This window comes from Taibaiella koreensis, assembly GCF_003545715.1.
In the GTDB taxonomy this organism is placed as follows: Bacteria; Bacteroidota; Bacteroidia; order Chitinophagales; family Chitinophagaceae; genus Taibaiella; species Taibaiella koreensis.
This window is the reverse complement of record NZ_QVNU01000001.1, coordinates 313887-339755: the sequence shown is the minus strand read 5'-3', so window position 1 is coordinate 339755 and position 25869 is coordinate 313887. Positions and strand designations below refer to the sequence as shown.

Sequence of the window (25869 nt, the reverse complement as noted above, 5' to 3'; positions counted from 1 at the left end):
CGGGTATTTTTAATATCGGCAAATAGTTGTAGCTGTCGTTGACCGGCAACCGGACGATAATGTGTTACTTTGCGGCCATGAAGGAAATACGATACTCCCTTGGGCAACTTTACGACTTCACCGTAGCCGTATTCGACGCCATTGGCTGTCCCGGCAGCGATGCCCATACCGCCGCCGGTGTGCTGCTCTCCGCCGATCTGCGTGGCATCGACAGCCATGGTATCGCAAGGCTCAGCGGCTATGTGCGGTTGCAGGAGGCAGGCAGGGTCAATCCTGTCCCCCATATCAGCAAGGTACACGAAACCCCTTCGACAGCCGTGATCGATGGCGATGCCGGCCTGGGCCTGGTAGTGGCCCCGCTGGCGATGCGCACTGCTATGGAAAAGGCCAGGCTGGCCGGTACAGGTTGGGTAAGCGTACGCAACAGCAATCACTTCGGTATCGCCGGCTACCATGCTATGCTCGCGCTGGAAGAAGATATGATCGGCATCGCCATGACCAATGCCAGCGCCCTGGTAGCGCCTACCTTTTCTATCGAACGTATGCTGGGTACCAATCCCATCGCAGTGGCCATCCCAGCCGGTGAGCAGCCGCCCTTTGTAGCCGATATGGCAACCACCACGGCCGCCAACGGCAAGCTGGAGCTATTGCAGCGCCAATCGAAAGCAGCGCCCTATGGCTGGGTACAGGACAAACACGGCGATGCCACCACCAATGCCCATGCGCTCAGGGAAGGCGGCAGCCTGCTGCCCCTTGGCAGCGACCGGGAGCATGGCAGCCATAAAGGTTATGCGCTGGGCAGCATCGTTGATATTTTTTCTGCGGTACTGAGCGGCGCCTCTTATGGTCCCTGGGCGCCACCTTTTCCCGCTTACGTGCCCATGCCCGAAAACATGCCGGGGCAAGGTCTCGGGCATTTCTTCGGCGCGATGCGCATCGATGCGTTCCGCACCGCAGAAACATTCAAAGAGCATATGGATCATTGGATCGGCCGCTTCCGGCAGGCAGTCCCAGCAAATGCGGATCAGAAAGTGCTGATCCCGGGCGATCCCGAGCGGGAAACCGAAGCCTTACGAAGGGTCGAAGGGATTCCGCTGGTCGCTTCTGTAATAGATGAGCTGCGCGAGCTTGCAGCCAGATTATCGCTCACCGGTCATCCTTTTTCCTCATGATATTCCAGCTGAATGCCAACGGCAGGCTGCTTACCGCATCGCAGCCCGTAGTGATGGGTATCCTTAACGTGACACCCGACTCCTTTTACACCCGGGGCAGGGAAAACACCCCGGAAGATCATTTACGGAAAGCGGAAAAGATGCTGGCCGAAGGCGCGGGTATACTCGATATAGGCGGTATGAGCACCCGGCCCCGGGCCGATGTCATTTCACCGGAAGAGGAGATCGCGAGAGTGACTCCCGTAATCGGGCTCATCCGCCGCCATTTTCCCGAAACCTTTATTTCTATCGACACCTACCGGGCCGCCGTAGCCCGGGCCGCCGTGGAAGCCGGCGCCGACATTGTGAACGACATCAGCGCGGGCAACCTGGATGCCGGCATGCTGACTACGGTAGCCGCCCTAAAGGCGCCTTATATCCTCATGCATATGCAAGGTACGCCTGCCGATATGCAGCAGCATCCCCACTACAAGGATGTAGTGGCCGATATTTTGGATTTTTTCCTGGACAAGATACATCGGTGCAGGGAAGCCGGCATCAACGATATCATACTTGATCCCGGCTTTGGCTTCGGGAAGACCCAAACCCACAATTTTCAATTGCTGAAAGGAATGCATGCTTTTGCCCTTACCGGCTTGCCGGTCCTGGCCGGGCTTTCCCGGAAATCGATGGTATACCGGCTGCTGCAATCATCGGCCGAAGAAGCCCTGAACGGCACTACAGCGCTGCATATGCTGGCCCTGCAGCAAGGCGCCGCTATTTTGCGCGTTCACGACGTGCGGGAAGCAGTAGAATGTGTGAAACTCTACCATTTTTACCAAACTATTCAGGAAATTTAACTGTCTAACTTGCTGAAGACACGAAAGACAACATTCTTTTTTTTAACTTCGATGAACATTCATCTGCAAAAAATTACCATAGTTATGAATTTAAAAATTGCACTGGCCACCGCAGTACTTTTTACCGGCGGGGCTTATGTATCCAATGCACAGCAACAAACGACGCCCGCTACTGCCAAAGCTGCCGCAATTGCCAAAACATTCAACAGTAAGGTTTCGGAGTATGAAAAAGCAACAGCAGCACAACAGGGCCCTATACTGGAAGAGTTGAAGCACCAGATGGATGAAGGCGTAGCAGCTGCAAAGCAAAAGATCATCCTGGCTTCAAACAACACGGAGAACCAGCAAGCTTCGGAGCGTTACCAAAAAAGAGTTAGCGCCTATAATGATGTGAACAGCCTTTCCAAAAGCGCTGCAGGCAAAGCCGGCATCATAGCTGCACTGAAACAATACGCAGCTACGCTGTAAAAAACTATTCCGCTATTTCCCCATCCCCGCACAACAACTGCGGGGATTTTTTTGTCCTTAATATTCTCATAAGACATGCTTATTGGGTTTTCTGCCCGAACTGCGTTATTTTTGGGATTCCTGTTAACCGGCTAAATCCTTCTGATTATGAACAAGATATTACTGGTTGTGGCCCATCCGGCCCTGGAAAAATCCCGGAACAATATCCGGTTGATGAAAGCGGCCGGCAATGTGGAAAATGTCATTATCAGGGACCTGTACGAACTCTATCCCCGGTTTTCCATCAATACTGCTAAAGAGCAAAGCCTGCTGGAGCAAAGCGACGTCATCATCCTGCAGCATCCCTTTTACTGGTATAGTATTCCTGCATTGATGAAGCAATATCTCGACATGGTCTTTACCCATGGTTGGGCTTATGGCAAAGAGGGCAATAAGCTTGAAGGCAAGGTCCTGTTCAATGCACTGACGACCAGCGGCACCCGCGAAAGCTACAGCTGGGAAGCGCACAACCGCTTTCCCTTATCGGCCTATATGGTACCTTACAACCAGCTGGCACATGTATGCCGGATGCATTACCTGCCGCCTTTTGTGCTGCACGAATCGGGCAGGGCCGACGCCAGCGCTTCGGCACGCCATGCCCGACAGTTTAAATTGCTGCTGAAGCGTTTTTCAACCGAACGCCCCGACCCGGCGCAGTTCAAAGAGCTGGAATACCTCAACGATTATGAGGTAGAAAATGTATTGTAAACGATTACTTTTTTAGCGCGCTTATGGATCATTCTTTCTTCGTACAGGCATTGATATACCTCGGCTCGGCCGTATTGCTGGTCCCGCTATCCAAGAAGCTGGGACTGGGATCAGTATTGGGCTACCTGCTGGCCGGCATTCTTATCGGCCCCTCCGTATTGGGCTGGATCGGTAACGACGGCGCAGACATCATGCACTTTGCGGAGTTTGGTGTAGTGATGATGCTGTTCCTTATCGGGCTCGAAGTAGAGCCGCAGCTCTTGTGGCGGTGGCGCACGGCGATCCTGGGGCTGGGCGGCCTGCAAGTACTCATTACGGCCCTTATTATCGGCTTTATCGCACACATTATAGTGGGCCTCAGCTTCAATCAGTCTTTATCCATCGGCCTCATTTTCGCTATGTCGTCAACAGCGATCGTGCTGCAAACCATGACGGAGAACAACTGGATGCAGACGATTGCTGGCCGCAACGCCTTTTCTGTGTTGCTGTTCCAGGATATCGCCGTAATCCCTATCCTGGCATTGCTCCCCCTGCTAAGCCCCGATGACATCACGGCAAGCGCCACGCAAAGCCATGTAACGATTACGCAAAACCTCGAGCCCTGGGCAAGAACGCTGGTGGTGCTGGGTGCGGTCGCTGCCATTATTATCGGCGGCAAATACCTTACCCGACCTATTTTTCAGATGGTCGCCGCCACCAACCTGCGGGAGCTCTTTAGCGCCACTGCATTGTTGCTGGTGGTCGCCATTACCGTACTCATGTCGCTGGTAGGATTAAGCCCGGCACTGGGTGCATTTCTCGCCGGTGTAGTACTGGCCAACAGCGAATACCGGCACGAGCTGGAAAGCGATATAGAACCGTTCAAAGGGTTGCTCCTGGGCCTTTTCTTTATTGCCGTAGGCGCCTCAATTGACTTCGGGCTTATTGCACAAAGACCGGGGCTTATCGCCATCCTGGTATTGGGTGTTATGCTTATCAAGCTGGGTATCCTGGCTTTCCTCAGCCGCATGTTCCGTATGCGGGTCGACCAATTCCTGCTGTTTGCTTTTGCGTTGGCGCAGGTGGGCGAGTTTGCCTTCGTCCTGTTTTCCTTTGCAAAAGACCAGCATATCTTTTCCACGGAATTGTTCAACCTCCTCATGGTGGTCGTAGCGGCCAGCATGGCTTTATCACCGGTGTTCATGCTGGTAATGGAAAAGGTCCTGATGCCCCTGGTCGTCAAAAAAATACCGCACCGGAACGGACCGGAAGCAGACGCATTCGAAGAGAACAACCCGGTGATCATAGCCGGGTATGGCCGTTTCGGCAGCGTTACCGGCCGCTTTCTTAAAGCCAACGGCATTAACACGACGGTACTCGATGCCAACAGCGACCGGGTAGAGTCGCTGCGTAAGATCGGCATTAAAGTTTACTATGGCGATGCGCTGCGCATCGATCTGCTGAAGTCGGCCGGCGCCGACCGTGCCCGGCTGATCATTATTGCGCTCGACGACAGCGCCCAGGTGCTACAGCTGGTCAATACTGTAAAAAAACATTTCCCCAACCTGCACATTATTGCCAGGGCCCATGGCCTCGATGATACTTACGAACTGATGGATGCCGGTGTGCTGCACGTATTCAGGGAAACGATCGACACCTCGCTGCGGGCCGGCACCGAAGCGCTCAAGATCATGGGCGTGAGAGCGTACACGGCGCAGAGGGCCTACGACCTGTTCCTGCAGCACGACGAGAAATCGCTAAAAAAGATGGCGGCCGCACGGCATGATAAGAAGAAATACATCAATGCTATGCGCAGCCGTATCGAGGAGCTGGAAACCCTGATCCAGAACGACATCCACGAACGCGCCATCCATACACATACCGGTAAAGACATGAGCGAAGTACGTAAAGAAGATGAAGAAACTGTCGAAGAAGAAGACTAAAACGAGAAAACAATGACAAACAAAAAAACACTAGTGATCGGGGCATCGGAAGATCCCTCACGCTACAGCTACCTGGCTATAAATAACCTGCGTAAAAAAGGGCACGACGTAGTCGCTATCGGCAACCGCCCCGGCACCGTGTCCGATGTTACTTTCGGCAAGGATAAGGAGCCTTTTGAAGGCATTGATACCGTTACGCTATACATCAATCCCACGCGGCAGCCCGAATATTACGATTATATCCTTTCGCTGCACCCGCAACGCATCATTTTTAATCCTGGCGCCGAGAATCCCGAGCTGGAGCAGCTGGCCGAAAACAAAGGGATCAGGACGATGGAGGCCTGTACCCTGGTATTGCTTAGCACGGGACAGTTTTAAAGCTACTATAGACCCACAGAAGGATCAGTTATTCGGCATACAACAAATATTTTTTCCTGATCGCCCGGAACTTTGCCAGTCCCGGCGCCCAGCTTTTCCGTATCGCTTCTTCGCTCAAGCCATCGGCGATTTGCTTTCTTAACAAGGCCGTTCCGCTTAGCTTTTCAAAAAAGGGAATAAAGAATTTATTTTTTTCAGGGTACTTTCCATAAGCTTCCAGCAACCATTTGATCTGCAATTTGCCCTCCGTCAGCTTTCGCGCTGCGGCAGCGTCGGTGGCCAGCAACTGTCCGTAGCATTTTTGATTTTTCAATGGCGGATCGCTGGCCCCGGGCATGCTCACCGGGGTGAAGGAATAGGTATACCCCTTAAGCAAAGGATTGCCAAATTGCTGAAAAGGCTTATCCGTGCCTCGTCCCAGGCTAACTACAGTACCTTCAAAAAAACACAGCGAGGGATACAGGTAAATCGCTGCCATATTCTTCAGGTTGGGAGAAGGTGAAACGGGCAGTTCGTATACGCTGCTGTGCGCATAACCGGAGCAGGCAATTACGTTCAGCTGCGGCACAGGTCCTTTCAACCATCGCTCCCCGATCAGCATTTTCGCATACTCGCCAGGCGTCATACCGTACACTACCGGGATAGGCTGCATACCCACAAACGAGCTGTTGGCCGGCTCCAGTACGGGACCATCCACGATATGGCCCAGAGGATCGGGCCGGTCGAGGATCATCAGGCCTTTCTTTTGCTCGCCGCAGGCCTCCATCGCATATTGCAAGGTGGAGACATAAGTATAGAACCGGGCCCCTACATCCTGAAGATCGTAAACGAGCACATCCACATCTTTCAGCTGTTCTGCCGAAGGTTTTTTATTGCTGCCGTACAGCGAGATCACCGGCAGACCGGTGCGGGCATCCACACCGTTTTTCACATGGGCGCCGGCGTCGGCATTGCCCCGGAAGCCATGCTCAGGCGAAAAGATCTTTACGACCTTAACGCCCAGCTTCAGCAGGGTATCGGGCAATAGTACACCATTGATCTCCGAGGTCTGGTTGACCAGCAGGGCGACGCTTTTGCCTTTCAATGCGGGTAAATATGCCGCAGTATGGTACGCACCCGGCAAAACAGATACTGCCGGAGCGATCTGGCTATGTATTAAGCCCGGGAACAAAATAAGCGCATTCAGGATAAGGAAGCGAAAAAGGCGCATGATTGCGAAACGATTTTATGGTTTAAGGATAATGACGCCGCACGCTGGCGTAGTCAGTTGTGACCTTTGTAAAAGAAAGCAGACAGAACAGTAACGGCACAAAAATAAGTGTTTGCCGGTTGAATCGAAAAGATAACAACGCTGCGCGCCATAGCCAATGGACCTGACCGTTTTGTTTTACCCGCTTCTTTATCCTTATCATTCTTAAAAAATAATCTTTATGCCTATCACCTTTTCTCCATTTAATGTTGTAGATGTAACGCATCCCGATTATGGCGCCGTTGGCAATGGTATTGCCGACGACACCGAGGCCATAAAAAAAGCTGTTACGGCACTAGCCGCTTATTATACACAAATCGCGGGAAGCAATGTAGCTGCCGCTTCTGCGCCGACATTGCTTTTCCCGCGGGGAATGTATCTTATCAAAGAGACGATCGAATTTAGCCTGGCCGGCTCAGGCCCTGCGCCAGAGCAGTTAAAGATCATAGGCGAAAATGCCATCATAAGCCCTTATACCACCTTTAATGGCGCAGCAGGCTTCCAGTTCAACCATGCCCTCGACATCGGTCTGACCAAATTGAATTTTACCGGCTTTCCCGGCACGGCGCTACATATGTTCAATCCTAACCTGAACAGCGCGCGGGTAACCATAGAGAGTTGTGAATTTCATGATAATGTCAAGGGAATCTACATTGAAACCGGCTCCACTTTGTGCACGATAGAAAAATGTAAGTTTTTCAACAACAACATGGCCATCGACATGAACGGCGGTGATCAGCTGACCATCAGGGACTGCTGGCTTGAGACGAACAGCATGGGAGTACCTGATCAGGCCAACCCCACAGCCCCTATCTACTGGCCCGCACAGATTGAGAACCGGATGAATGCCTATGTGCTGGTAGAATCGACCATTTTTGTGAAAGCAGCTGCAGTACTGGGCAATGTTGTAGAACCGGCCTGGATCAATAACCACGATGGTAGCATTACCTGCCATCAGATAAGGGCAGGCTCGGAATACAGGGGCCTTACGCTGATCAACAATTTTGCCAAAGCCCGCCCTATTATCGGTAGCTCGACGGCTATTTTTTACCCCAATGCTATTATCGTCAAGGATAGCCAATGCTACGCTACTGAAGACAATGACTGGCCGGCCATAGTACGTTATGTCGAAGCTATCCCCAATCAAACGGTCATCCGGAACAACAGGGGAATGATCAACGCCGCTGTCATGAATTTTTCCAAGAGCAGATACAACCAGTTCCTGGCCGACAATACCGGAAGCACCTTAAGCTTCAATGATTATGCCCGGCAATACATTGTCAACAATTCTATGGTCAATGGCGACCCTTCGGGCCTCATCGCCTCCGATATATTAGTGGAAGTAGCCAATAATGTACGGGGCAATCCACAGGACAACGGTTCTCAGGTGCCCACACCCCTGCTCGACTTTGTAAGGGATGCCGAAAGCCGCTGGCCCACCTCCTTCAAAGCGCTGCCGGTCCTGCATACACACATACTTGCCGATACAAACGGCACGCAATACGGCATTGAATATACCTTCGAATACCCGGCCGATATTGCTGATGCCATGCTGCTGATCCGATATTCCGGCAATCCCCTGCCATCGGGATGGAGCGGTTACAGCGGCGGTTATAGCGGCTTGCTGAAGGCCAACGGAGCGCTCTACGGCAATTTGACGGGCTGGTTCTGGGAATTGAGAGAGCTCTTCAATAAGATCGGCTCCGCTCATGCGACTTTTGCCACCGTAAATAGCAGCTTCAATGTAGCCGTACGCTGGAACCAGGGTATAACGATACCGGCAACGCCCGATAGCTTTTCTGTATTGCAATCGCCTACGCCCCCTGCTGTATTAACACCCGAACAGCGGCAATTCACGATCAGCTTTACCGGGTCGAGAGGCAACGACCATATCGAAGTTATCCCGATGTCCAGCCTGGCCCTTTAATTAAATGAAAAAAGATTGTTGAAAAAGAAATCGACTCCGCCACATTTTGGCGTAGTCGATTTCTACTTTTGCATTATCAACCGGGACAAACCATGCAGGATGAATGAAAAGGAACATTTATGGTGGCATCAGGAATACCGTCCCTGCCCCGGTACAGATTTCGTAACTTTGCGGTCTGAAACTTTTTAATTTTCATGACCATTAACGAGATCCAGGATCAGATCATTGAAGATTTTTCCTACTATGACGATTGGATGGAAAAATACGAGCATATTATCCAGTTGGGAAAGGAGTTGCCACTGATCGATGAGCGATATAAAACAGAAGATCACCTCATCAGGGGCTGCCAGTCGCGGGTGTGGTTGCATGCGGAGCTAAAAGACGGCAATGTGCTGTTTACCGCCGATAGCGACGCCATCATTACCAAGGGCCTGGTGGGACTGATGATCAGCGTGCTATCGGGACAACCGGCTAAAGATATCGCTGCGGCAGATATTTATTTTATCGACAGGATCGGGCTCAAAAGCCACCTTTCCCCTACCCGCAGCAACGGCTTGCTGGCTATGCTGAAGCAGATGAAATTGTATGCCGTAGCCTTTAATGCCACTCAGCCGTCCTGAGCGAGCGCAAAAAAAGAAAAGAAATGAATCTATATGATGCAATAGTAGCCACGCTACAAACGGTGCACGACCCCGAAATACCGGTAAATATCTACGAACTGGGGCTGGTGTACGAGATCAGGATCGAAGATGGCGGCAAGGTGGCTATCGTAATGACGCTGACGGCGCCGGCCTGTCCTGCGGCAGGTGATATCATCTTTGATGTGCAATCCAGGCTGGAGGCGCTGGAAGGGGTCAACGATGTGCATGTGCAGCTCACATTCGACCCGCCCTGGAGCAAGGATATGATGAGCGAAGAGGCTAAGCTGGAACTGGGATTTCTCTAAATATGCCATTAATAAGTAAGGATTCTCTATTTTTGTCAGCCCTTTTGCCGATTCTTATTATAAATTAGCATAATCAATTGTATTCCCTGCTGATTGTCAAAACTTCAAACTTTAAGGAATGTCATCAACCTGGTTCAGGCGTATTAAAAAAGGTATCTCTACCGAGACGAAGGAAAAGAAAGAAGCCCCCGATGGCCTCTGGCACAAATGTCCCGAGTGCCGGACTACAGTTACGCAAACGGCCTTGAAAGAGAATCTGTACCTCTGCCCCAACTGTAATCATCATAACCGGATCAACGCAGTAGAATATTTTGAGATCCTTTTCGATAAAGGAGAATATAAAGAGCTATTCGGCAATATTGCCCCCAAGGACGAGCTTCACTTCGTAGATGTAAAACCTTATGAATCCCGTTTGAAAAGCGCTCAGAAGCAGACGGGCCTGCTGGATGCCATGACCGTGGGCGTAGGTGAGGTGGAAGGCAAAAAGCTGGTGATCGCCTGCATGAACTTTAACTTCATCGGCGGCTCCATGGGCTCTGTGGTAGGTGAAAAGATCGCGCGCGGTATCGATTACAGCATCAAGCATAAGCTGCCGTTCATGATCATTTCCAAATCGGGCGGCGCCCGCATGATGGAAAGCGCCTTTTCGCTGATGCAAATGGCCAAAACATCGGCCAAGCTTACACAGCTTGCCAGTGCGAAGCTGCCTTACATTTCGCTGATGACCGATCCCACCACCGGTGGTGTTACGGCTTCCTTCGCAATGCTGGGCGACATCAACATTGCCGAGCCCAAAGCGTTGATAGGGTTTGCTGGTCCGCGTATCATCAAAGAAACGATTAAAAAAGATCTTCCTCCTGGCTTCCAGCGCAGCGAATTCCTTGTGGAAAAGGGCTTCCTGGATTTCGTGATCAACCGTAAAGACCTGAAGCGCAAGCTGAGCGACGTTATGGATTGGTTTGGCAAATAAGCGCTGTTTCCGGGTGCCGGGGCAAATGTCCGGCACAAAGTATGCAGTGTAAATATGGCGGCGGAGTCTTTGTTCTATTCCTGCAAAGGGTTGCCTGTGCAGCCCGGAGCATAAACGGTAACGTATTTCATATCATATTTAAATCAAACAAAACATGTCGGAAGAAAAACTGAAAGCGCTCCGGATGACGCTGGACAAGATAGATAAAGATTTTGGCAAGGGTTCCGTAATGAAACTGGGCGACCGTCAGCAAAACGAGATAGAGGTCACCTCTACAGGCTCTCTGGGTCTGGATATGGCCCTTGGTGTAGGCGGGTTTCCCAAAGGCAGGATCATCGAGATCTACGGGCCCGAATCTTCCGGTAAAACAACCATTGCCATCCATACCATTGCCGAAGCGCAGAAGAAAGGCGGTATTTGTGCTATTGTAGATGCCGAGCATGCTTTTGACGCTGCCTATGCCCGCAAACTGGGCGTAGATGTTGATAACCTGCTCATCTCTCAGCCCGACTATGGCGAGCAGGCGCTGGAAATTGCCGAAAGGCTGATCCTCTCCGGTGCGCTGGATGTAGTCGTGATCGACTCCGTAGCGGCGCTGGTACCCAAGAGCGAGCTGGAAGGAGAAATGGGCGACAGCAAAATGGGCTTGCAGGCCCGCCTGATGAGCCAGGCCATGCGTAAGCTCACGGCTACCATTGCGCGGACCAATTGTACTTGTATCTTCATTAACCAGCTGCGCGAAAAGATCGGTGTTATGTTCGGTAACCCCGAGACCACTACCGGTGGTAACGCGCTTAAATTCTATGCTTCTATCCGTCTCGATATCCGCCGGATATCGCAGATCAAGGACGGCGATACTGCTACGGGTAACCGTACCCGCGTTAAGGTGGTTAAGAATAAAGTAGCGCCGCCTTTCCGCCAGGTAGAATTTGATATTATCTTCGGTGAGGGGATCAGCAAGATCGGCGAGATCATCGATATGGGCGTAGATATGGGTATCCTCAACAAGAGCGGCTCCTGGTTCAGCTACGGCGAGAACAAGATCGGTCAAGGCCGCGATGCGGTGAAGAACTTCCTGCTGGATAATCCCGAATTTGCAGCAGAGATCGAGAACAAGATCAGGGAAGGACTTAAAGCTAAGGCAGCTGTTGCCTAAGCCTGCAAACCTTTTTGAGCTTATAAATATACGACGCCGTTCCCTGACAGGAACGGCGTCGTGCTGTAACAAAGGCTTTCTACCCCAGCTTGTTGCGACCGGGCAAAAATGGTCACTGGCCACAATAAACCCGGGGAATCATTCTCAGTCAAATAAGCAACAAAAAAATACAGAACAATGAAAAAGAAGAATTGGCTTTCGTTAATCGCACTGGCTTTGATCGTATCGATCGGTATGAGTTCTTGTTATTATGGCGCATATGGCCCGCCACGGCCGCGTCGCCCGCATCACCATCACCACTACGGTTATTATCGCTAATGGGAGGAGCTGCCTGAAAGGCGGAAACCTCCCGGGTGCTGCTCATGCATTAGAGGCTTCATATACCTCCATAACAAAGGGGCTGTCTTGTATTTCCAGGACAGCCCCTTTTTCAAACAGGCGCAATCCCATCGTCCGCCGATGTTGCCACGCCGGCAATACACAATTGCTTTAAGTCCCGCATGCTGATCATGCCTTTTAAGCCGGCGACATTTCCTCCCACCATTGTTGCCAGTAAGTGCAAGCCAATCTTAAGCCTGCGTTTACCCAACCAGCACTATGAAAATGACAATGCCCAAATAACAAAAAATCAAGTATTTATATAAAAACCCCGCAAAAGAGAAGCACCATATAATCTTATTTTACCAAACAATTGATCGCAAGGGACGCAAATCCCACCCTTTTCGTATTTTTGACACCCCTTAAAAAAATAGCTTTGCGTCTAAAATCTCTGGAAATAAAAGGATTCAAGTCCTTTGCCGACAAGACCCAGGTATTGCTCGACAACCCGATCACGGGCATTGTAGGTCCCAATGGCTGCGGCAAATCCAACATCATCGATGCGATCCGCTGGGTCATAGGCGAACACAAAATCAAATCCCTGCGTTCCGACAATCTGGAAGACCTGATATTCAACGGTTCGCGCAGCCGTTCGGCATCGGGCATGGCTGAAGTATCGCTTACCTTTGAGAACACCCGAAACCTGCTACCAACGGAGTTTACGACAGTGACGATCACCCGTAAGTTTTACAAAAGCGGTGAAAGCGAATACCGGCTCAACGATGTAACCTGCCGCCTCAAGGATATTCATAATCTCTTCCTCGATACCGGGGTCAGCAACGACTCTTATGCGATCATCGAGCTGGGTATGGTCGACGACATCATTAAGGACAAGGAGGGCAGCCGACGCCGCATGCTGGAACAAGCCGCGGGCATTTCGATATACAAAACGCGCAAGAAGGAAGCCAAGCAAAAGCTGGACGCTACCCTACAAGACATTTCCCGTATCGACGACCTGTTGTTTGAGATCGGTAACAACCTGAGAACCCTGGAAAGCCAGGCCCGTAAGGCGGAACGCTATTTCCAGATCAAGAATGAATACAAAGAGGTCAGCATCGAGCTGGCAAAGGCCTCCCTGGAGGAGTTCAATGGCAAATACCAGGACCTGAATACGCAGCACGACGTGGAGCACGATAAGAAGCTGAAGATCGAGACCGAGATCGCGGGCGATGAGGCGGAGATCGAAGCCAACAAAGTAAAGCTGGTGCAGAAAGAGCAAGAACTGAACGGACTGCAGAAGCAATTCAACGACCTGGTGAACCGTATTCGCTCGCTGGAGAGTGAAAAAAAGCTGGCAGCACAAAGGCTGGATCACCTGCAGGACAGGGAAAAGAATCTCAACCAATTCCTTGTAAATGCCGATCAGCAGGGTAAGCAATTGCACGAGTCTATTGCTTTTGCAGACAAGCAGGTTGTCGCTGAGCAAGAAGCGATCGCAGAGCTGAAGGACCAGCTGGAAACGTTGAAAGAAACCCTGGAAGATAAGCGGGAACATTTTGAGCAGAAGCGACAGGAGCTGGAACAACAGCGCAGCAATCTCCAGCAGTTCCAACGCCGGCAGTTTGATGCGGAGAAAAAAGTAGCCGTTGCCGACACTTCCGTAATGAACCTGCAGCGCTCCATTCATCAGGTCCAGGAAGAGAAAGCGCAACGTAACGCGCAGATCGATCAGCTGCGCCGGGAAAAAGAAGATACGGAGGGGCAGGCGCTGCAGCAGCAGGACGAGCTCCAGGCCTTGCTTACCCGCCACGAAGAGATCAAAAATAAAATTTTGCAGGGCCAGGAACAGCTGGAGAACCTGCGCGCCCGGTCAGTAGAGCAAAACCGGAAGCTCGATGCGCGCCGCAATGAGCACGACCTGCTGAAATCGCTGGTCGATAGCCTTGAGGGCTACCCCGACAGTATCAAATTCCTGAAAAAGAATAAAGACTGGAATAGTGATGCCCCACTGCTTTCCGATGTTTTTGTGGTAAAGGATGAATACCGTACCGCATTGGAAAACGTGCTGGACAGCTATCTTAACTATTATGTGGTAGACGATGTGGCTGAGGCGGCACAGGCCGTGCAGTTGCTCGACAACTACAAGAAGGGTAAAGCCAATTTTTTCCTGCTGAATCAATTCCGGGAAAATCCCGGCCGCGATACCGCGCCGCAGGATGGTCTTACGCCGGCATTAAGTGTGATAACCGTAGACCCGCAATACCAGGCTCTCGCCGAGCACCTGCTCGGCCACGTCTATATAGCCGAGCAGGAAACCGCGCTGGCGCAGGCCGATGTACACAATGGCAATGTACTGATCGAAAAAAGCGGCAAGACCCTCAGGGGAAAGTATACCCTCGGCGGAGGCAGCATCGGACTGTTTGAAGGAAATAAAATAGGCCGTGCCAAGAACCTCGAGCGCCTGGCAGCAGAGATCGAAGAGCTGAGTCAATCAACGGCAGCATTGAAACAGCAGATCAGCGAGACGCAAATCATGATCACAGGCTTTAACCAGGAGCTGAATGACAAGGCCATCGAGCAAAGCCGCGTTGAGATCAATAAACTGAACAACCAGGTCATCAATCTCAGCCATCGTGTCGAGCACCTGGATCATCTTAACGGATCGGGCGAAAAACGCCTGCAGGACCTGGAAGAGCAGCTCGCCGATACACAGGACAATATCAGCGGCACCCGCGGAGAACTGGATGAGATTACAGAGCAACTGCAGGGATTGCAGGATGCTATACGCAAAGCGTCGGAAGATTTCTCCCTGGTGGAGCAGGATTTCAACATGGCCCAGCAGCAATACAACAACCAGAACCTGCAGCATACAAGGCAGCAGAGCAAGGTGGAAAACCTGAAGCAGGAGCTAAGCTTCCGCAACAACCAGCTGGGCGACCTGGAAAAGCAGATCACCAGCAATAAAGAGCAACTGAAAGAAACAGCATTGCTTATCAGCGAAACCAGCGGCAAGCTGCACTTTGGCGACAATGAGCTTTATGAGCTGTTGCAGAAAAAAGAAACGGATGAGAAAGCGTTGAGCGAAAAAGACCGCACCTATTATGAGCTGCGTAATGCAATCAGTGAGCACGAAAGCAAGATCAGCCGCCAGCGCCGTGAAAAAGAACAGGCGGAGACTCTACTGAACGGCATCCGCGAAAAGCTGAACGAGATGAAACTGCAGGTGGCCGGCATGAAGGAACGCCTCAGTGTTGAGTTCAAGGTCGACCTGGAAGCCATACTGGAAGATCCCCGTAGGAACGATATGACGGTCGAGGAGCTGAACGGTGAAGCCGAACGGATGAAGAAACGCCTGGAAAATATGGGGGAGGTGAATCCCACAGCCATAGAGGCGTATGGCGAGATTAAAGTACGTCACGATTTTATCGCAGACCAGAAGGCCGACCTGATGGAGGCGCACGATACCTTGCTGGCGACTATCGAAGAGGTGGAAAATACCGCCAACAGCAAGTTCCGGGAAACCTTCGATGCGGTACGTACCAATTTCCAGCAAGTGTTCAAAGCGCTCTTTACTGAGGAAGATACTGCCGACCTCAAGCTCACTGATCCCGACAATATTGCCGATAGCGGCATCGAGATCTATGCGCAGCCCAAAGGCAAGCGCCCCAGTACCTTGACCCAACTCTCGGGCGGAGAAAAGACACTGACCTCAACGGCATTCCTGTTTGCGATTTACCTCATCAAGCCGGCGCCTTTCTGTATCCTCGATGAGGTGGATGCACCTCTGGATGACGCCAACGTAGGCAAGTTCACACAAATGATCCGCCGCTTCAGTGACAACTCACAGTTCATTATCGTAACGCACAATAAGCAAACCATGGCTGCTGTCGATGTGATCTATGGGGTCACGATGCAGGAAGCCGGTGTAAGCAAACTAGTACCGGTCGACTTCCGAAGCCTCAATTAGACAACGGAAACAACATACGATAACCCTTAGCGGCAGCCTTCCGGCTGCCGCTACTTTTATGATGGATGTGCACGCTGCACACTTATTGATGAATCGGGCACACTTATCAAAAATATCAGTATCCGGAGCCAGAGATTGGTATATTGTGAATTAACCTAAAAATAAAGCAGGGGAAAAATAAAGGATAGAATGCCTGTTAACACCTGTTTTATGTGAGCAATAGACCAATAGAACATGAAACCGCTTTTTTCTTTTCTCTTGTTCATGATCGCTGCTTCACCGGCGCTCCTGGCACAACGGGAAAACAATATCTGGTGCTTTGGCCGGCACAAAAGCCTGGACTTCAATGGCACGACACCTGTGCTCGGAACCTCGAAGCTTGATGTATTTGAAAGTTCTGCCAGCGTATGCGACAGAAGTGGCAGCCTGCTCTTTTATATGGGCAGCGATACGGTATGGAACCGCAACCACCAGGCTATGCCTAACGGTACGGCGATGCTGGGCAATAGCATGGGATCGGCTTACCGTGGTGTTGGTATTGTTCAATTCCCGGCCGATACCTCCAAATACTATCTCTTCGTGACAGATGCGGTCGAACTACATCACTTCGATGCTTATTATTCCGTTATAGACATGAACCTGAACGGCGGTTTGGGCGACGTGGTACCCGGACAAAAAAATATCCGGCTGGATACCAATATTGTCGAAGGCGTTTGCCTGCTGCCTATGAGCGACTGCAAGGGCTACTGGGTGGCTCTGCATAAAAGAGGGAGTACCGAGTTCCATGCATACAGCATCGATGCCGGTGGCCTGTCGACCAGCCCTGTCATTTCCCAGGGCATTCTGGCTTCATCTGCCGGCATCTACAACGGCTATAGCTTTAGGGCCAACAATAGCGGCAATCGTATCGCGGCCGTGGGTACTACCAAGATCGAACTGGGTTCGTTCGACCAGGCCACAGGGATGTTCTCCGGCTTCCATGTCGTGGATACTGCCATGTACTATCCCACCTTTTCGCCCGATGACACCAAGCTGTATATGAGCAACGGTGCTGGCCTGCATCAGCTTGATGTTTCGCTGCTACCCAATACTGCGGCCGTTCTCGGCTCGCTCTCTCTTATCGACACTGGTCATTATGCCGGCTCAAGACTGGGCCCCGATCAACAATTATACGTGATACGACCCAATTTTTTTTCGGTCGGAACCGCGATCGCCCGTATACAGAATCCCAATGCTATCGCTACGGCAATAAACCTGCAACGCAACTTCATCCCGGCCTTCTACGGTCTCCCATTTGAGGAGCTCGGTAGCGCAGCGGCGGTGCTGCCGCCGGGCATAACCTATTATAGCAGTAAAGACACCATTGTCTGCAATGCAACGTCCGTAACGCTTACAGGCGATCCGACCTACCGGGATATACGCTGGAGCACCGGTGGCACCACGCAGCAGGAAGTATTTTCGGAGCCGGGTACCTATTGGCTGCAGGGATGGAAGCAATGTAATCGTTACATCGACACCTTCCGGGTTAGCTTCCGGAACCTGGCACAACCTTTGCTGGGACCCGATACCAGCATTTGCCCCGGCGATACGCTCACGTTGATCCCTTCTGCTATGGCAACCAGCTATCAGTGGCAGGATGGAAGCACGGGGCCTATCTTCAGCGTAAGCCAGGCAGGAACCTACCAACTGACCGCTTTCGTTCCACCTTGTACCTACCGGGACACAATACATATAACACTGATAGCGCCTTTTGCCGGCATCCTGCAACCGGGCACCACCATATGCGCCGGTTATCGCCTGTTGCTGGAGGCAAAGGCCGCCCCGGGAAGCGAATTATTGTGGAGTACCGGTGAGCAAGGCAGTACGATAGCAGTTACAGAAAGCGGCAGCTACACGCTTACGGCAACCAATGCCTGCGGCGTGTTCAGGGACTCTGTACAAGTGACCGCAGAAAATTGTATCTGCAAGCCGTTTGTCCCCAATGCCTTTTCGCCCAATGGCGATGGGAAGAACGACAAGCTGCGGGTATTCCTCAATTGTCCGGGCACCAGGGAGTACCAGTTCCAGGTGTATAATCGTTATGGCCAGCGCGTGTTCCGCAGCACCCAACCCGGCGATGAGTGGGATGGGTCATTTAATGGAAAGGGTAGCGATACAGGCACCTATTTCTATTATCTCCAGTATAAGGATACAGAAGGGCAGATGATCAAGAAAAAGGGAGACATTATCCTGATACACTAGGCGTTTTCATTGATAAGGCACATTTACCGCACTCGAACTGATTACCATTAGGCATTTTGGCAGAATTGCTGTCCGGTAAAGCCTCCTCTCGGGCTTCGGCATGGTCAAGGAGACAACCGCTATCCTGGTCAAGAGGAGAATCCCGGACAGCAACACCCGGGTATTGCTTTTAAATTGTGTAAAAAACCGATTGAACCATGAAAACATTTGCCATCCTTCTCTTATTCCTTGTAAGCTGTTCTGTTATGCTTTGCGCACAGCGGGAAAACAATATCTGGTGTTTTGGCTACAGGGGAGGCCTGGACTTCAATGGTGGCACACCGGTACTTACTCCTTCAAAATCCAATTCGGCAGAAGGCTCGGCAAGTGTATGCAACAAAGCCGGTAACCTGCTTTTTTACATCGGCAGAGATACCATTTGGAACCGCAACCACCAATATATGCCATATGGCACCGGTATATCCGGCAACACTACGGGTTCTTCGCACCGTGGTGTCGGCATCGTACAGTCACCATCCGACACTGCAAAATACTACGTTTTCATGATCGACGAATTTGAGCATGCAAGCCACAACACCTATTATTCCATTGTAGACATGAACCTGGACGGAGGCCTGGGCGATGTGGTACCTGGTCAAAAAAACATAATCCTGGATACCAACACCGTCGAAGGAATCAGTCTGATGCCTATGGCCGGCTGTAATGGCCACTGGCTCGTGCTGCACCAAAAGGGCAATACAGAATACCGTGCCTTTCGTATCGATGCCGGTGGCATAGCAAGCAGCCCTGTCATTTCCCAGGGGCTGCTCCCGGCCAATGCTTACGCTGGCGTCCATTTTATGCCTAACAATAACGGGAATGGCATTGCTGGTGTGGTTTACCCCTTCACAGAGCTAGGCTCCTTCGATAACAGCACCGGCCTCTTCTCTAATTTCAAGATCATCGACACTGCGCTCAACTTCCCTACCTTTTCGCCCGACGATTCCAGGTTGTATGCCCGTAATAGTCACGGCTTGTATCAATTTGACCTTTCACTAATGCCCAATACCGCTGCGGTACTCGGCTCAATGACACTCATCGATACCGGCAATTACCTGGGCTCGCGCGTGGGACCGGACCAAAAGCTGTACCTCGCACGGTTCAGTATTGCACCGCTTGGTGTTATAATGAGCCTGGCCCGAATCCCAAACCCCAATGCAGCAGGCGCCGCCGTGAGCATAGAGCGTAGCTTTATTCCTTCATTGAATGGTGTGGCCACCTTGGAGCTGGGATGCCCCGCCGCTGTGTTGCCATCGTTAGATACCAGCTATAGCCATAAGGATACAGTAGTTTGTCAGGCAGCTTCCGTTACGCTGACCGGGGACCCCGGCTACGAGGGCTATTTCTGGAGCACCGGCGGTACGGCACAGCAGGAAACGTTTTCCCAACCCGGAACCTACTGGCTGCAGGGACGGAAACGATGCACTACGTTCATAGATACTTTCCGGGTAGCCTTCCGGAACCTCGAGCAGCCGCTGCTGGGCCCCGATACTGCCATTTGCCCGGGTGATACTTTCGTTTTAACGCCTTCGCTACCGGACGTCGATTACCAATGGCAGGACGGCAGCCATGCCGCTACGTTTACGATAAAGCAGCCGGGTGTATACAGTGTAACAGCAATTGCACTGCCCTGCCGGTACCAGGACACGATACGGGTAACACTGCTCCAGCCTTTCGCCAACATTCTGCAAGCAGATACCACCATCTGCAAGGGGACGCCCTTATCCCTGCGTGCCACTGCATCGCCAGGAAGCGAACTGCTTTGGAATACGGGGGAACAGGGTAATACGATCGAAGTAACGGAAAGCGGCAGCTATGTGCTGACCGCGACCAATGCCTGCGGCACGCTTATGGATTCGGTGAGGATAACAGTCGAGGATTGTATTTGCAACCCGTTTGTCCCGAATGCCTTTTCGCCTAATGGAGATGGCAAGAACGATCAGCTAAAGGTATTCCTGAATTGCCCGGGTACTACCGGTTACCAGTTCTCGGTATACAACCGGTATGGTCAGCGTGTCTTCCGCGGCAGGGCTCCCTCCGACGCCTGGAACGGGGAAACCAACGGGCATACAGCAGACCAGGGCACTTATTTTTACTACTTGCAGTATAAAAACGGTGAAGGCGTTATGATCAAAAGAAAGGGAGACATTACGCTGTTGCGTTAAGCCAACTCCGTTGCGGTACACATATTGCTTATCCGGCACAGTTCTCAAATGCTGTTAGGTATAAAAAAAGGAAGATCTTATCATTGTAAGGTCCGGGCTGTGGTATGGGAAAACTCCTTTAATTTTTAGTATGACACGTTAGACCAATAGTACCATGAAACCGCTTCTTTTCCTCTTTATATGTATCGTAATCTGTACACCCGCACTTCTGGCACAGGGAGAAAACAATATCTGGTGCTTTGGCGGCAGACGAAGCCTGGACTTCAACGGTGCGTCGCCTGTGGCGGGGACATCAAAGGTCTTTGTATTCGAAGGTTCGGCCAGTGTGTGTAACTCCTCCGGCGGCCTGTTGTTTTATATGGGCGCCGATACCGTCTGGGACCGCAACCACAATTATATGCCAAACGGCACAAATATATCGGGCAACCAGAACCTGGGCTCCAGCTACAAGGGTGTCGGCATCATCCGCTTCCCCTTCGATTTCTTCAAATACTTCCTGATCACCACCGACGCTATTGAGCAGAGTAGCTACAATGCTTACTATTCCGTAATCGACATGAGCCTGAACGGGGGGCTGGGAGATGTGGTGCCCGGCCAGAAAAATATCCTGCTGGATACAAATGTGGTTGAGGGGATAAACCTGATGCCGATACCCAATTGTGGCGGCCACTGGATCGTGCTGCACCGGAGAGGCAATAAAGATATTGTGGCCTACCGGGCAGATGCAAATGGGATAGCTGCGAGTCCTGTGGTGTCGCAAGGTGCGATTGCGGCTCCTCCGGGTACTAGCGATAACTATGCTATGAATACCAATACCTCCGGAAATGGTATTGCCGCCGCTAGTGGCGCCGCTATCGAGCTCGCTTCCTTCAACAACATTACAGGGCAGTTCTTCAATTTCCATACACTGGATATACCCATGCTTTATCCGGCATTTTCGCCCGACGATTCTAAATTGTTTATCAGCGATCAAACTGGCTTGTACCAGGCCGATCTTTCTTTTATGCCCAATACAAGCGCTGTAGCGGGCTCGCTTGTGCAAATAGATACCGGCCGCTATTTCCGATCGCGTCTGGGGCCCGATCAGAAGCTGTATACGACACGCTGGGATGCCATATCAGGAGGCCTGGGTACCGCTATCGCCCGCCTGAATACGCCTAATGCTTCAGGAGCCGCAGTGACCCTCGAACGGAATTTTCTACCTGGCATGATATCGCTTCCTTTCGTCGAGCTGGGCAACCCGGCAGCGGTAGCCGCGCCTGTTTACGGGCAGTACATATTTACAGATACCGTTATTTGCAGGGACAGCGCTGTGACGCTGTACGGCGATCCAGACTATCAGACATTTATGTGGAGCACCGGCAGCACCCAACCGCAGGAAACCTTTACACAGCCTGGTGTCTATTGGTTAGCGGGGCAAAAAAATTGTACAGGCTATATGGACAGCATCCGGATCCGTTTCCAACTGCTGGAGCAACCGCTGCTTGGACCTGATACCAGTATATGCCCCGGCGATACCCTTATACTGTCGCCAGATGTTGCGGGACCATTATACCACTGGCAGGACGGCAGCTTTAGTCCTTCCTATAAAGTGTCCGGAGCAGGATTATATACGGTCACGGCCGACTCTGCCCGCTGCCAGTACCACGACTCGATACAGATATCCCTTTTAACCACGGTTACTGCTATTCTGCAGCCCGATACTACGATTTGCGCCGGCGCCGCATTGACCCTCCGGGCAACCGCGTCTCCGCCTGGTTCCATGCGATGGAGCAATGGCGAGAGCGGCAATACCGCAACGGTAACACAGCAGGGAACTTATACCGTAACGGCAACTAATGTATGCGGTGTCTTTAGCGATACAGTGGAGGTAACCACTGAAGATTGCGATTGCCAGGCATTTGTACCGAATGCCTTTTCACCCAATGGTGACGGCAACAACGACGGGCTGAAAATATACCTGCACTGCCTGAACATGACTGAATACGACTTCTCCCTGTACAACCGTTACGGTCAGCGCGTATTCCACAGCAACCAACCGGAACAGGAATGGAATGGACAAATGAACGGCGGAAAGCCGATACAGGCACCTATTTTTATTATCTCAAATACAAAAGCAGCAAAGGTAGGCAGGTTGTAAGAAAAGGAGACATTACGCTGTTGCGTTAAGCGCCTTCCATTCCGCGACGATAGCCTCCAGCTCCGACAGGATCATGGCTGTAGCGCCCCAGATGAACTGCTCATCGTCCATCATATAGGCGATGGTATGTATAACGATATCGAGCCCGGAGGCCCTTACATCGACCATCTCTTTGCGGGAGAACAGCGTAGACAAGGGCAGGCGCAGGATGCGCGCTACTTCGGCTTCGGAAGCGATCAGCTTCGGTGCCTCAGCGGCAAAGGCAACTACCGGCGTTACTTCAAAATTGCTGACCGGGATATAGAGGCAGGACAATTGCCCGATCACGGTCACTTTGTGTGCGTTGAGCGCTACCTCTTCGGCAGCTTCCCGCAAGGCGGTATCCACGATCGTAACATCGGTATCTTCCTTGCGGCCGCCGGGCAAGGCGATCTGCCCGCTATGGACGCCACCGTCGGCGCTGCGCTCGATCAATACCAGTTGCAGGTCGCCCCCATCGGGATACAACAACAACAACACACCACTCTTGCGTGCATGAGGCGGCGCTTCACGCCCGTCGGGGCGGTTTACATTCATCATTCTTTTCTGCGCTTCATAGCCGGGAAGCGGCTGTGTGAGCCGTTGCTCCAGCCAGGAAACAAAGCCTGTCCATTGATCCATAGCATGCGAAGGTAAAGGCAATGATAAAAAAAGAAGTCAAGTTTTTTAAAAACTTGACTTCTTTTTAGTCTTTAAAATGTGATCTTATTTCCTTTAAATGACTATCCGGATAGTCAGATTCCTTTAATTCCCATACTCGCTCAAAAACTTGATGCGCATCAGCTGCAATTGCTCGATGCTTACATCGCGGTCGCGGAACTCCTCGAATGCCTCTTCAAGATCATCGTCTGTGGCGCCCCGGAAATAATCAAAGATATCTTCCTGCTCGTGCTCATCCAGCTCTTCGTCGAGACAGTAACCCAGGTTGAGCTTGGTACCGCTGGCCACGATACCCTCCATCGCCACCAACAGCTCTGATACCGAAATATCCTTGTTGCGTGCGATGGCTTCAAGCGGTATCTTCTTATCTATGTTCTGAATGATATAGACTTTCAGCGCTCCTTTATTGGCTACAGTCTTCATCACAAAATCATCGGGCTTTTCAATATCGTTTTCCTCGACATATTTGGCGATCATGTCGACAAACTTGCGGCCAAACTTAATCGCCTTGCCTTTACTTACACCCTGGATCTTCTCCAGCTCCTCCATAGAAGTAGGATAGCTAAGCGCCATATCTTCCAGCGAATTTTCGAGGAAGATCACGAAAGGCGGCAGGTTCTTTTCCCTGGCTACCTGCTTGCGCAGCTCCACCAGCATTTCCAGCAGCACAGGATCTGCTGCAGCGGTACCACCGGCGTTCAACTCCTCATCGTCTTCACCGGTATCCAGGTCACGGTACTGGTGGTTAAGCGCCACCTTGATCGAGAAAGGTTTTTTCAGGAATTTACGGCCGTTGTCGGTGATCTTGAGCAATCCGTATTCTTCGATATCCTTACGGATAAAGTCTTCCAGCATCATCTGGCGGATCAGCGACTGCCAGAAGGTGTCGTCCATCTCCATAATAAGACCAGCGCCAAAGGACTTGAGCTTATCGTGCTTGAAGGTTTTGATCTGGGGATTGTTCTTACCCAGCACCAGGTCTACGATATAGTTGATGCCAAAGCGCTCGTCCAACTCGTTAATCGCGTCCAGCACGATCTTCACGCTGTCTTTTACATCGAGTTTTTCTTTGGGATGGCAGCAGTTGTCGCAATTACCACAGTTCTCGATACGGTCGATCTCGCCGAAATAGTGCAGCAGCTGGCGCCGGCGACAAGCGCCGCTTTCTACATAAGCTACCGTTTCGGTGATCAGCTGGGCGCCCATTTCCCGCTCGCTCAGCGGCTTGTCGCGCATAAGATGCTCCAGCTTCTGTACGTCTTTATAAGAATAGTAAAGAATACACTTACTGTTGCCCCCGTCGCGGCCGGCACGACCGGTCTCCTGGTAATAATTTTCCAGTGATTTCGGGATATTGTAGTGCATCACAAAACGGACATCGGGTTTGTCGATACCCATGCCGAAGGCAATAGTAGCCACGATCACATCTACATCGTCTTTCAGGAACTGGTCCTGGCGCAGCCCACGTGTAGTCGCATCCAGCCCGGCATGATAGGCTACGGCCTTGATACCATTGGCGCCCAGCATACCTGCCAGCTCTTCGGTCGTTTTGCGGTTAAGCGTGTAGATGATACCGCTTTTGCCCTTGACCTGCGAAATGTAGCGCACAATATGTTTCAGCACCTGTGCCTTCGAAGTCTTGGGCACTACTTCATAATACAGGTTGGGGCGGTTGAACGAAGCGACGAACGTAACAGGATCTTTCAGCTCCAGGTTCTTCACAATATCATCCTGCACCTTGGGTGTAGCCGTGGCCGTGAGGGCAATGATCGGCAGCTTGGGATTGATCTCGCTGATCATATCGCGCAGCTTGCGGTACTCAGGTCTGAAATCGTGCCCCCATTCCGAGATACAGTGCGCTTCGTCTACTGCGACGAACGAAATATTGATATCGGAGAAAAAGTCGATATTTTCTTTCTTCGTCAGCGTTTCCGGGGCGACATACAGCATTTTGGTCTTCCCCTCGCTGAGGTCGGCCTTTACCTTACGTTGCTGTACACGGCTCAGGCTGGAATTGAGAAAGTGCGCTACATTATCGTCGTCGCTATAGCCACGGATAAGGTCCACCTGGTTCTTCATCAGTGCGATGAGCGGGGAGACGATGAGCGCGACACCATCGCTGATGAGCGCGGGTAATTGGTAGCACAGCGATTTGCCGCCACCGGTAGGCATGATGACAAAAGTATCTTTACCGTTCAGAATACTCTTAATGATCTGTTCCTGCTCTCCTTTAAAACCGTCAAAGCCAAAATACTTTTGCAATTCTTTCTTGAGATTCGGGCCTCCCTTGGTCTTTGTTTTTGCTACGGTTGTTTCCATAAAAGGATCATTGTTTCAATATCAATCAAAGAAATTTCGCATCGCACCTGCTATTTCAGAGGGGCATTTTTAAAAATGGATGCGAATTTACGAAGGTTAAAGTAAATAACGTCGCGGAAATATGCAAGTTTTCTTTATTTTTCCTATAACCGGCACAAGATGCAGCCTGTTCTTATAAAGATAACGGTTTCCGGCTATATGCCGGAA

At 51.3% G+C, this 25869-nt stretch carries 18 protein-coding genes; 15 read left to right on the top strand and 3 right to left on the bottom strand.

The annotated features are described in order from the left end of the window. Positions 1 to 77: 77 nt before the first annotated feature. The 6 genes from DZK30_RS01440 (at position 78) to DZK30_RS01415 (ending at position 5526) form a co-directional block, all read left to right on the top strand. Positions 78 to 1172, top strand: a complete 1095-nt coding sequence (locus DZK30_RS01440) for an Ldh family oxidoreductase (protein ID WP_118972304.1) — start codon at positions 78 to 80, stop codon at positions 1170 to 1172. Then, on the top strand, positions 1169 to 2011 hold the full coding sequence (gene folP / locus DZK30_RS01435; protein ID WP_118972303.1) for a dihydropteroate synthase: 843 nt from the start codon (positions 1169 to 1171) through the stop codon (positions 2009 to 2011). Before DZK30_RS01440 ends, folP begins: the two co-directional genes overlap by 4 nt. Positions 2012 to 2095: 84 nt before the next feature. After that, positions 2096 to 2479, top strand: coding sequence for a hypothetical protein (locus tag DZK30_RS01430; RefSeq protein ID WP_162902745.1), 384 nt, complete (start codon positions 2096 to 2098; stop codon positions 2477 to 2479). Between the two features lie 147 nt (positions 2480 to 2626). After that, positions 2627 to 3226: an NAD(P)H-dependent oxidoreductase gene (locus DZK30_RS01425; protein WP_118972301.1), complete on the top strand. Its 600-nt coding sequence runs from the start codon at positions 2627 to 2629 to the stop codon at positions 3224 to 3226. Between the two features lie 23 nt (positions 3227 to 3249). Next, positions 3250 to 5148 (top strand): monovalent cation:proton antiporter-2 (CPA2) family protein, encoded by a 1899-nt coding sequence (locus tag DZK30_RS01420; protein ID WP_118972300.1) that lies wholly within the window; start codon positions 3250 to 3252, stop codon positions 5146 to 5148. Between the two features lie 12 nt (positions 5149 to 5160). Then, a complete protein-coding gene (locus DZK30_RS01415) occupies positions 5161 to 5526 on the top strand; it encodes a CoA-binding protein (protein WP_118972299.1) in 366 nt (121 codons plus the stop codon). Positions 5527 to 5554: 28 nt separating this feature from the next. Here the strand turns inward: DZK30_RS01415 and DZK30_RS01410 are convergent, their stop codons facing one another. Further along, positions 5555 to 6736, bottom strand: a complete 1182-nt coding sequence (locus DZK30_RS01410; RefSeq protein WP_118972298.1) for an exo-beta-N-acetylmuramidase NamZ family protein — start codon at positions 6734 to 6736, stop codon at positions 5555 to 5557. A 220-nt stretch (positions 6737 to 6956) separates the two neighbouring features. Here DZK30_RS01410 and DZK30_RS01405 point away from each other — a divergent pair, with 220 nt between their 5' ends. From DZK30_RS01405 to DZK30_RS01365, 9 genes are all read left to right on the top strand, one after another. Then, on the top strand, positions 6957 to 8702 hold the full coding sequence (locus DZK30_RS01405; protein ID WP_118972297.1) for a glycosyl hydrolase family 28-related protein: 1746 nt from the start codon (positions 6957 to 6959) through the stop codon (positions 8700 to 8702). 194 nt (positions 8703 to 8896) lie between these two features. Further along, the gene (locus DZK30_RS01400) at positions 8897 to 9322 is read left to right on the top strand and encodes a SufE family protein (protein WP_118972296.1); all 426 of its coding nucleotides are present in this window, start codon (positions 8897 to 8899) and stop codon (positions 9320 to 9322) included. 23 nt (positions 9323 to 9345) lie between these two features. Then, positions 9346 to 9648, top strand: a complete 303-nt coding sequence (locus tag DZK30_RS01395) for a DUF59 domain-containing protein (RefSeq protein ID WP_118972295.1) — start codon at positions 9346 to 9348, stop codon at positions 9646 to 9648. A gap of 118 nt (positions 9649 to 9766) precedes the next feature. Beyond that, positions 9767 to 10618 carry an acetyl-CoA carboxylase, carboxyltransferase subunit beta gene (gene accD / locus DZK30_RS01390; RefSeq protein WP_118972294.1) on the top strand — a complete coding sequence of 284 codons (852 nt, stop codon included), beginning with the start codon at positions 9767 to 9769 and terminating at the stop codon, positions 10616 to 10618. Positions 10619 to 10772: 154 nt separating this feature from the next. Continuing rightward, complete coding sequence (gene recA / locus DZK30_RS01385; protein WP_118972293.1) at positions 10773 to 11774, top strand: recombinase RecA; 1002 nt, start codon at positions 10773 to 10775, stop codon at positions 11772 to 11774. A 754-nt stretch (positions 11775 to 12528) separates the two neighbouring features. Further along, a complete protein-coding gene (smc, locus tag DZK30_RS01380) occupies positions 12529 to 16059 on the top strand; it encodes a chromosome segregation protein SMC (RefSeq protein ID WP_118973362.1) in 3531 nt (1176 codons plus the stop codon). Between the two features lie 234 nt (positions 16060 to 16293). Further along, positions 16294 to 18300: a gliding motility-associated C-terminal domain-containing protein gene (locus tag DZK30_RS01375; protein ID WP_118972292.1), complete on the top strand. Its 2007-nt coding sequence runs from the start codon at positions 16294 to 16296 to the stop codon at positions 18298 to 18300. A 197-nt stretch (positions 18301 to 18497) separates the two neighbouring features. Further along, positions 18498 to 20504: a gliding motility-associated C-terminal domain-containing protein gene (locus DZK30_RS01370; RefSeq protein WP_118972291.1), complete on the top strand. Its 2007-nt coding sequence runs from the start codon at positions 18498 to 18500 to the stop codon at positions 20502 to 20504. Between the two features lie 154 nt (positions 20505 to 20658). Beyond that, positions 20659 to 22644, top strand: a complete 1986-nt coding sequence (locus tag DZK30_RS01365; protein ID WP_118972290.1) for a T9SS type B sorting domain-containing protein — start codon at positions 20659 to 20661, stop codon at positions 22642 to 22644. A gap of 12 nt (positions 22645 to 22656) precedes the next feature. On the opposite strand, the gene DZK30_RS01360 is transcribed toward DZK30_RS01365, so the two are convergent. Beyond that, a complete protein-coding gene (locus DZK30_RS01360) occupies positions 22657 to 23304 on the bottom strand; it encodes an NUDIX hydrolase (RefSeq protein ID WP_118972289.1) in 648 nt (215 codons plus the stop codon). Between the two features lie 123 nt (positions 23305 to 23427). Next, positions 23428 to 25662, bottom strand: a complete 2235-nt coding sequence (recQ, locus tag DZK30_RS01355; protein ID WP_118972288.1) for a DNA helicase RecQ — start codon at positions 25660 to 25662, stop codon at positions 23428 to 23430. Positions 25663 to 25869: the final 207 nt, after the last annotated feature.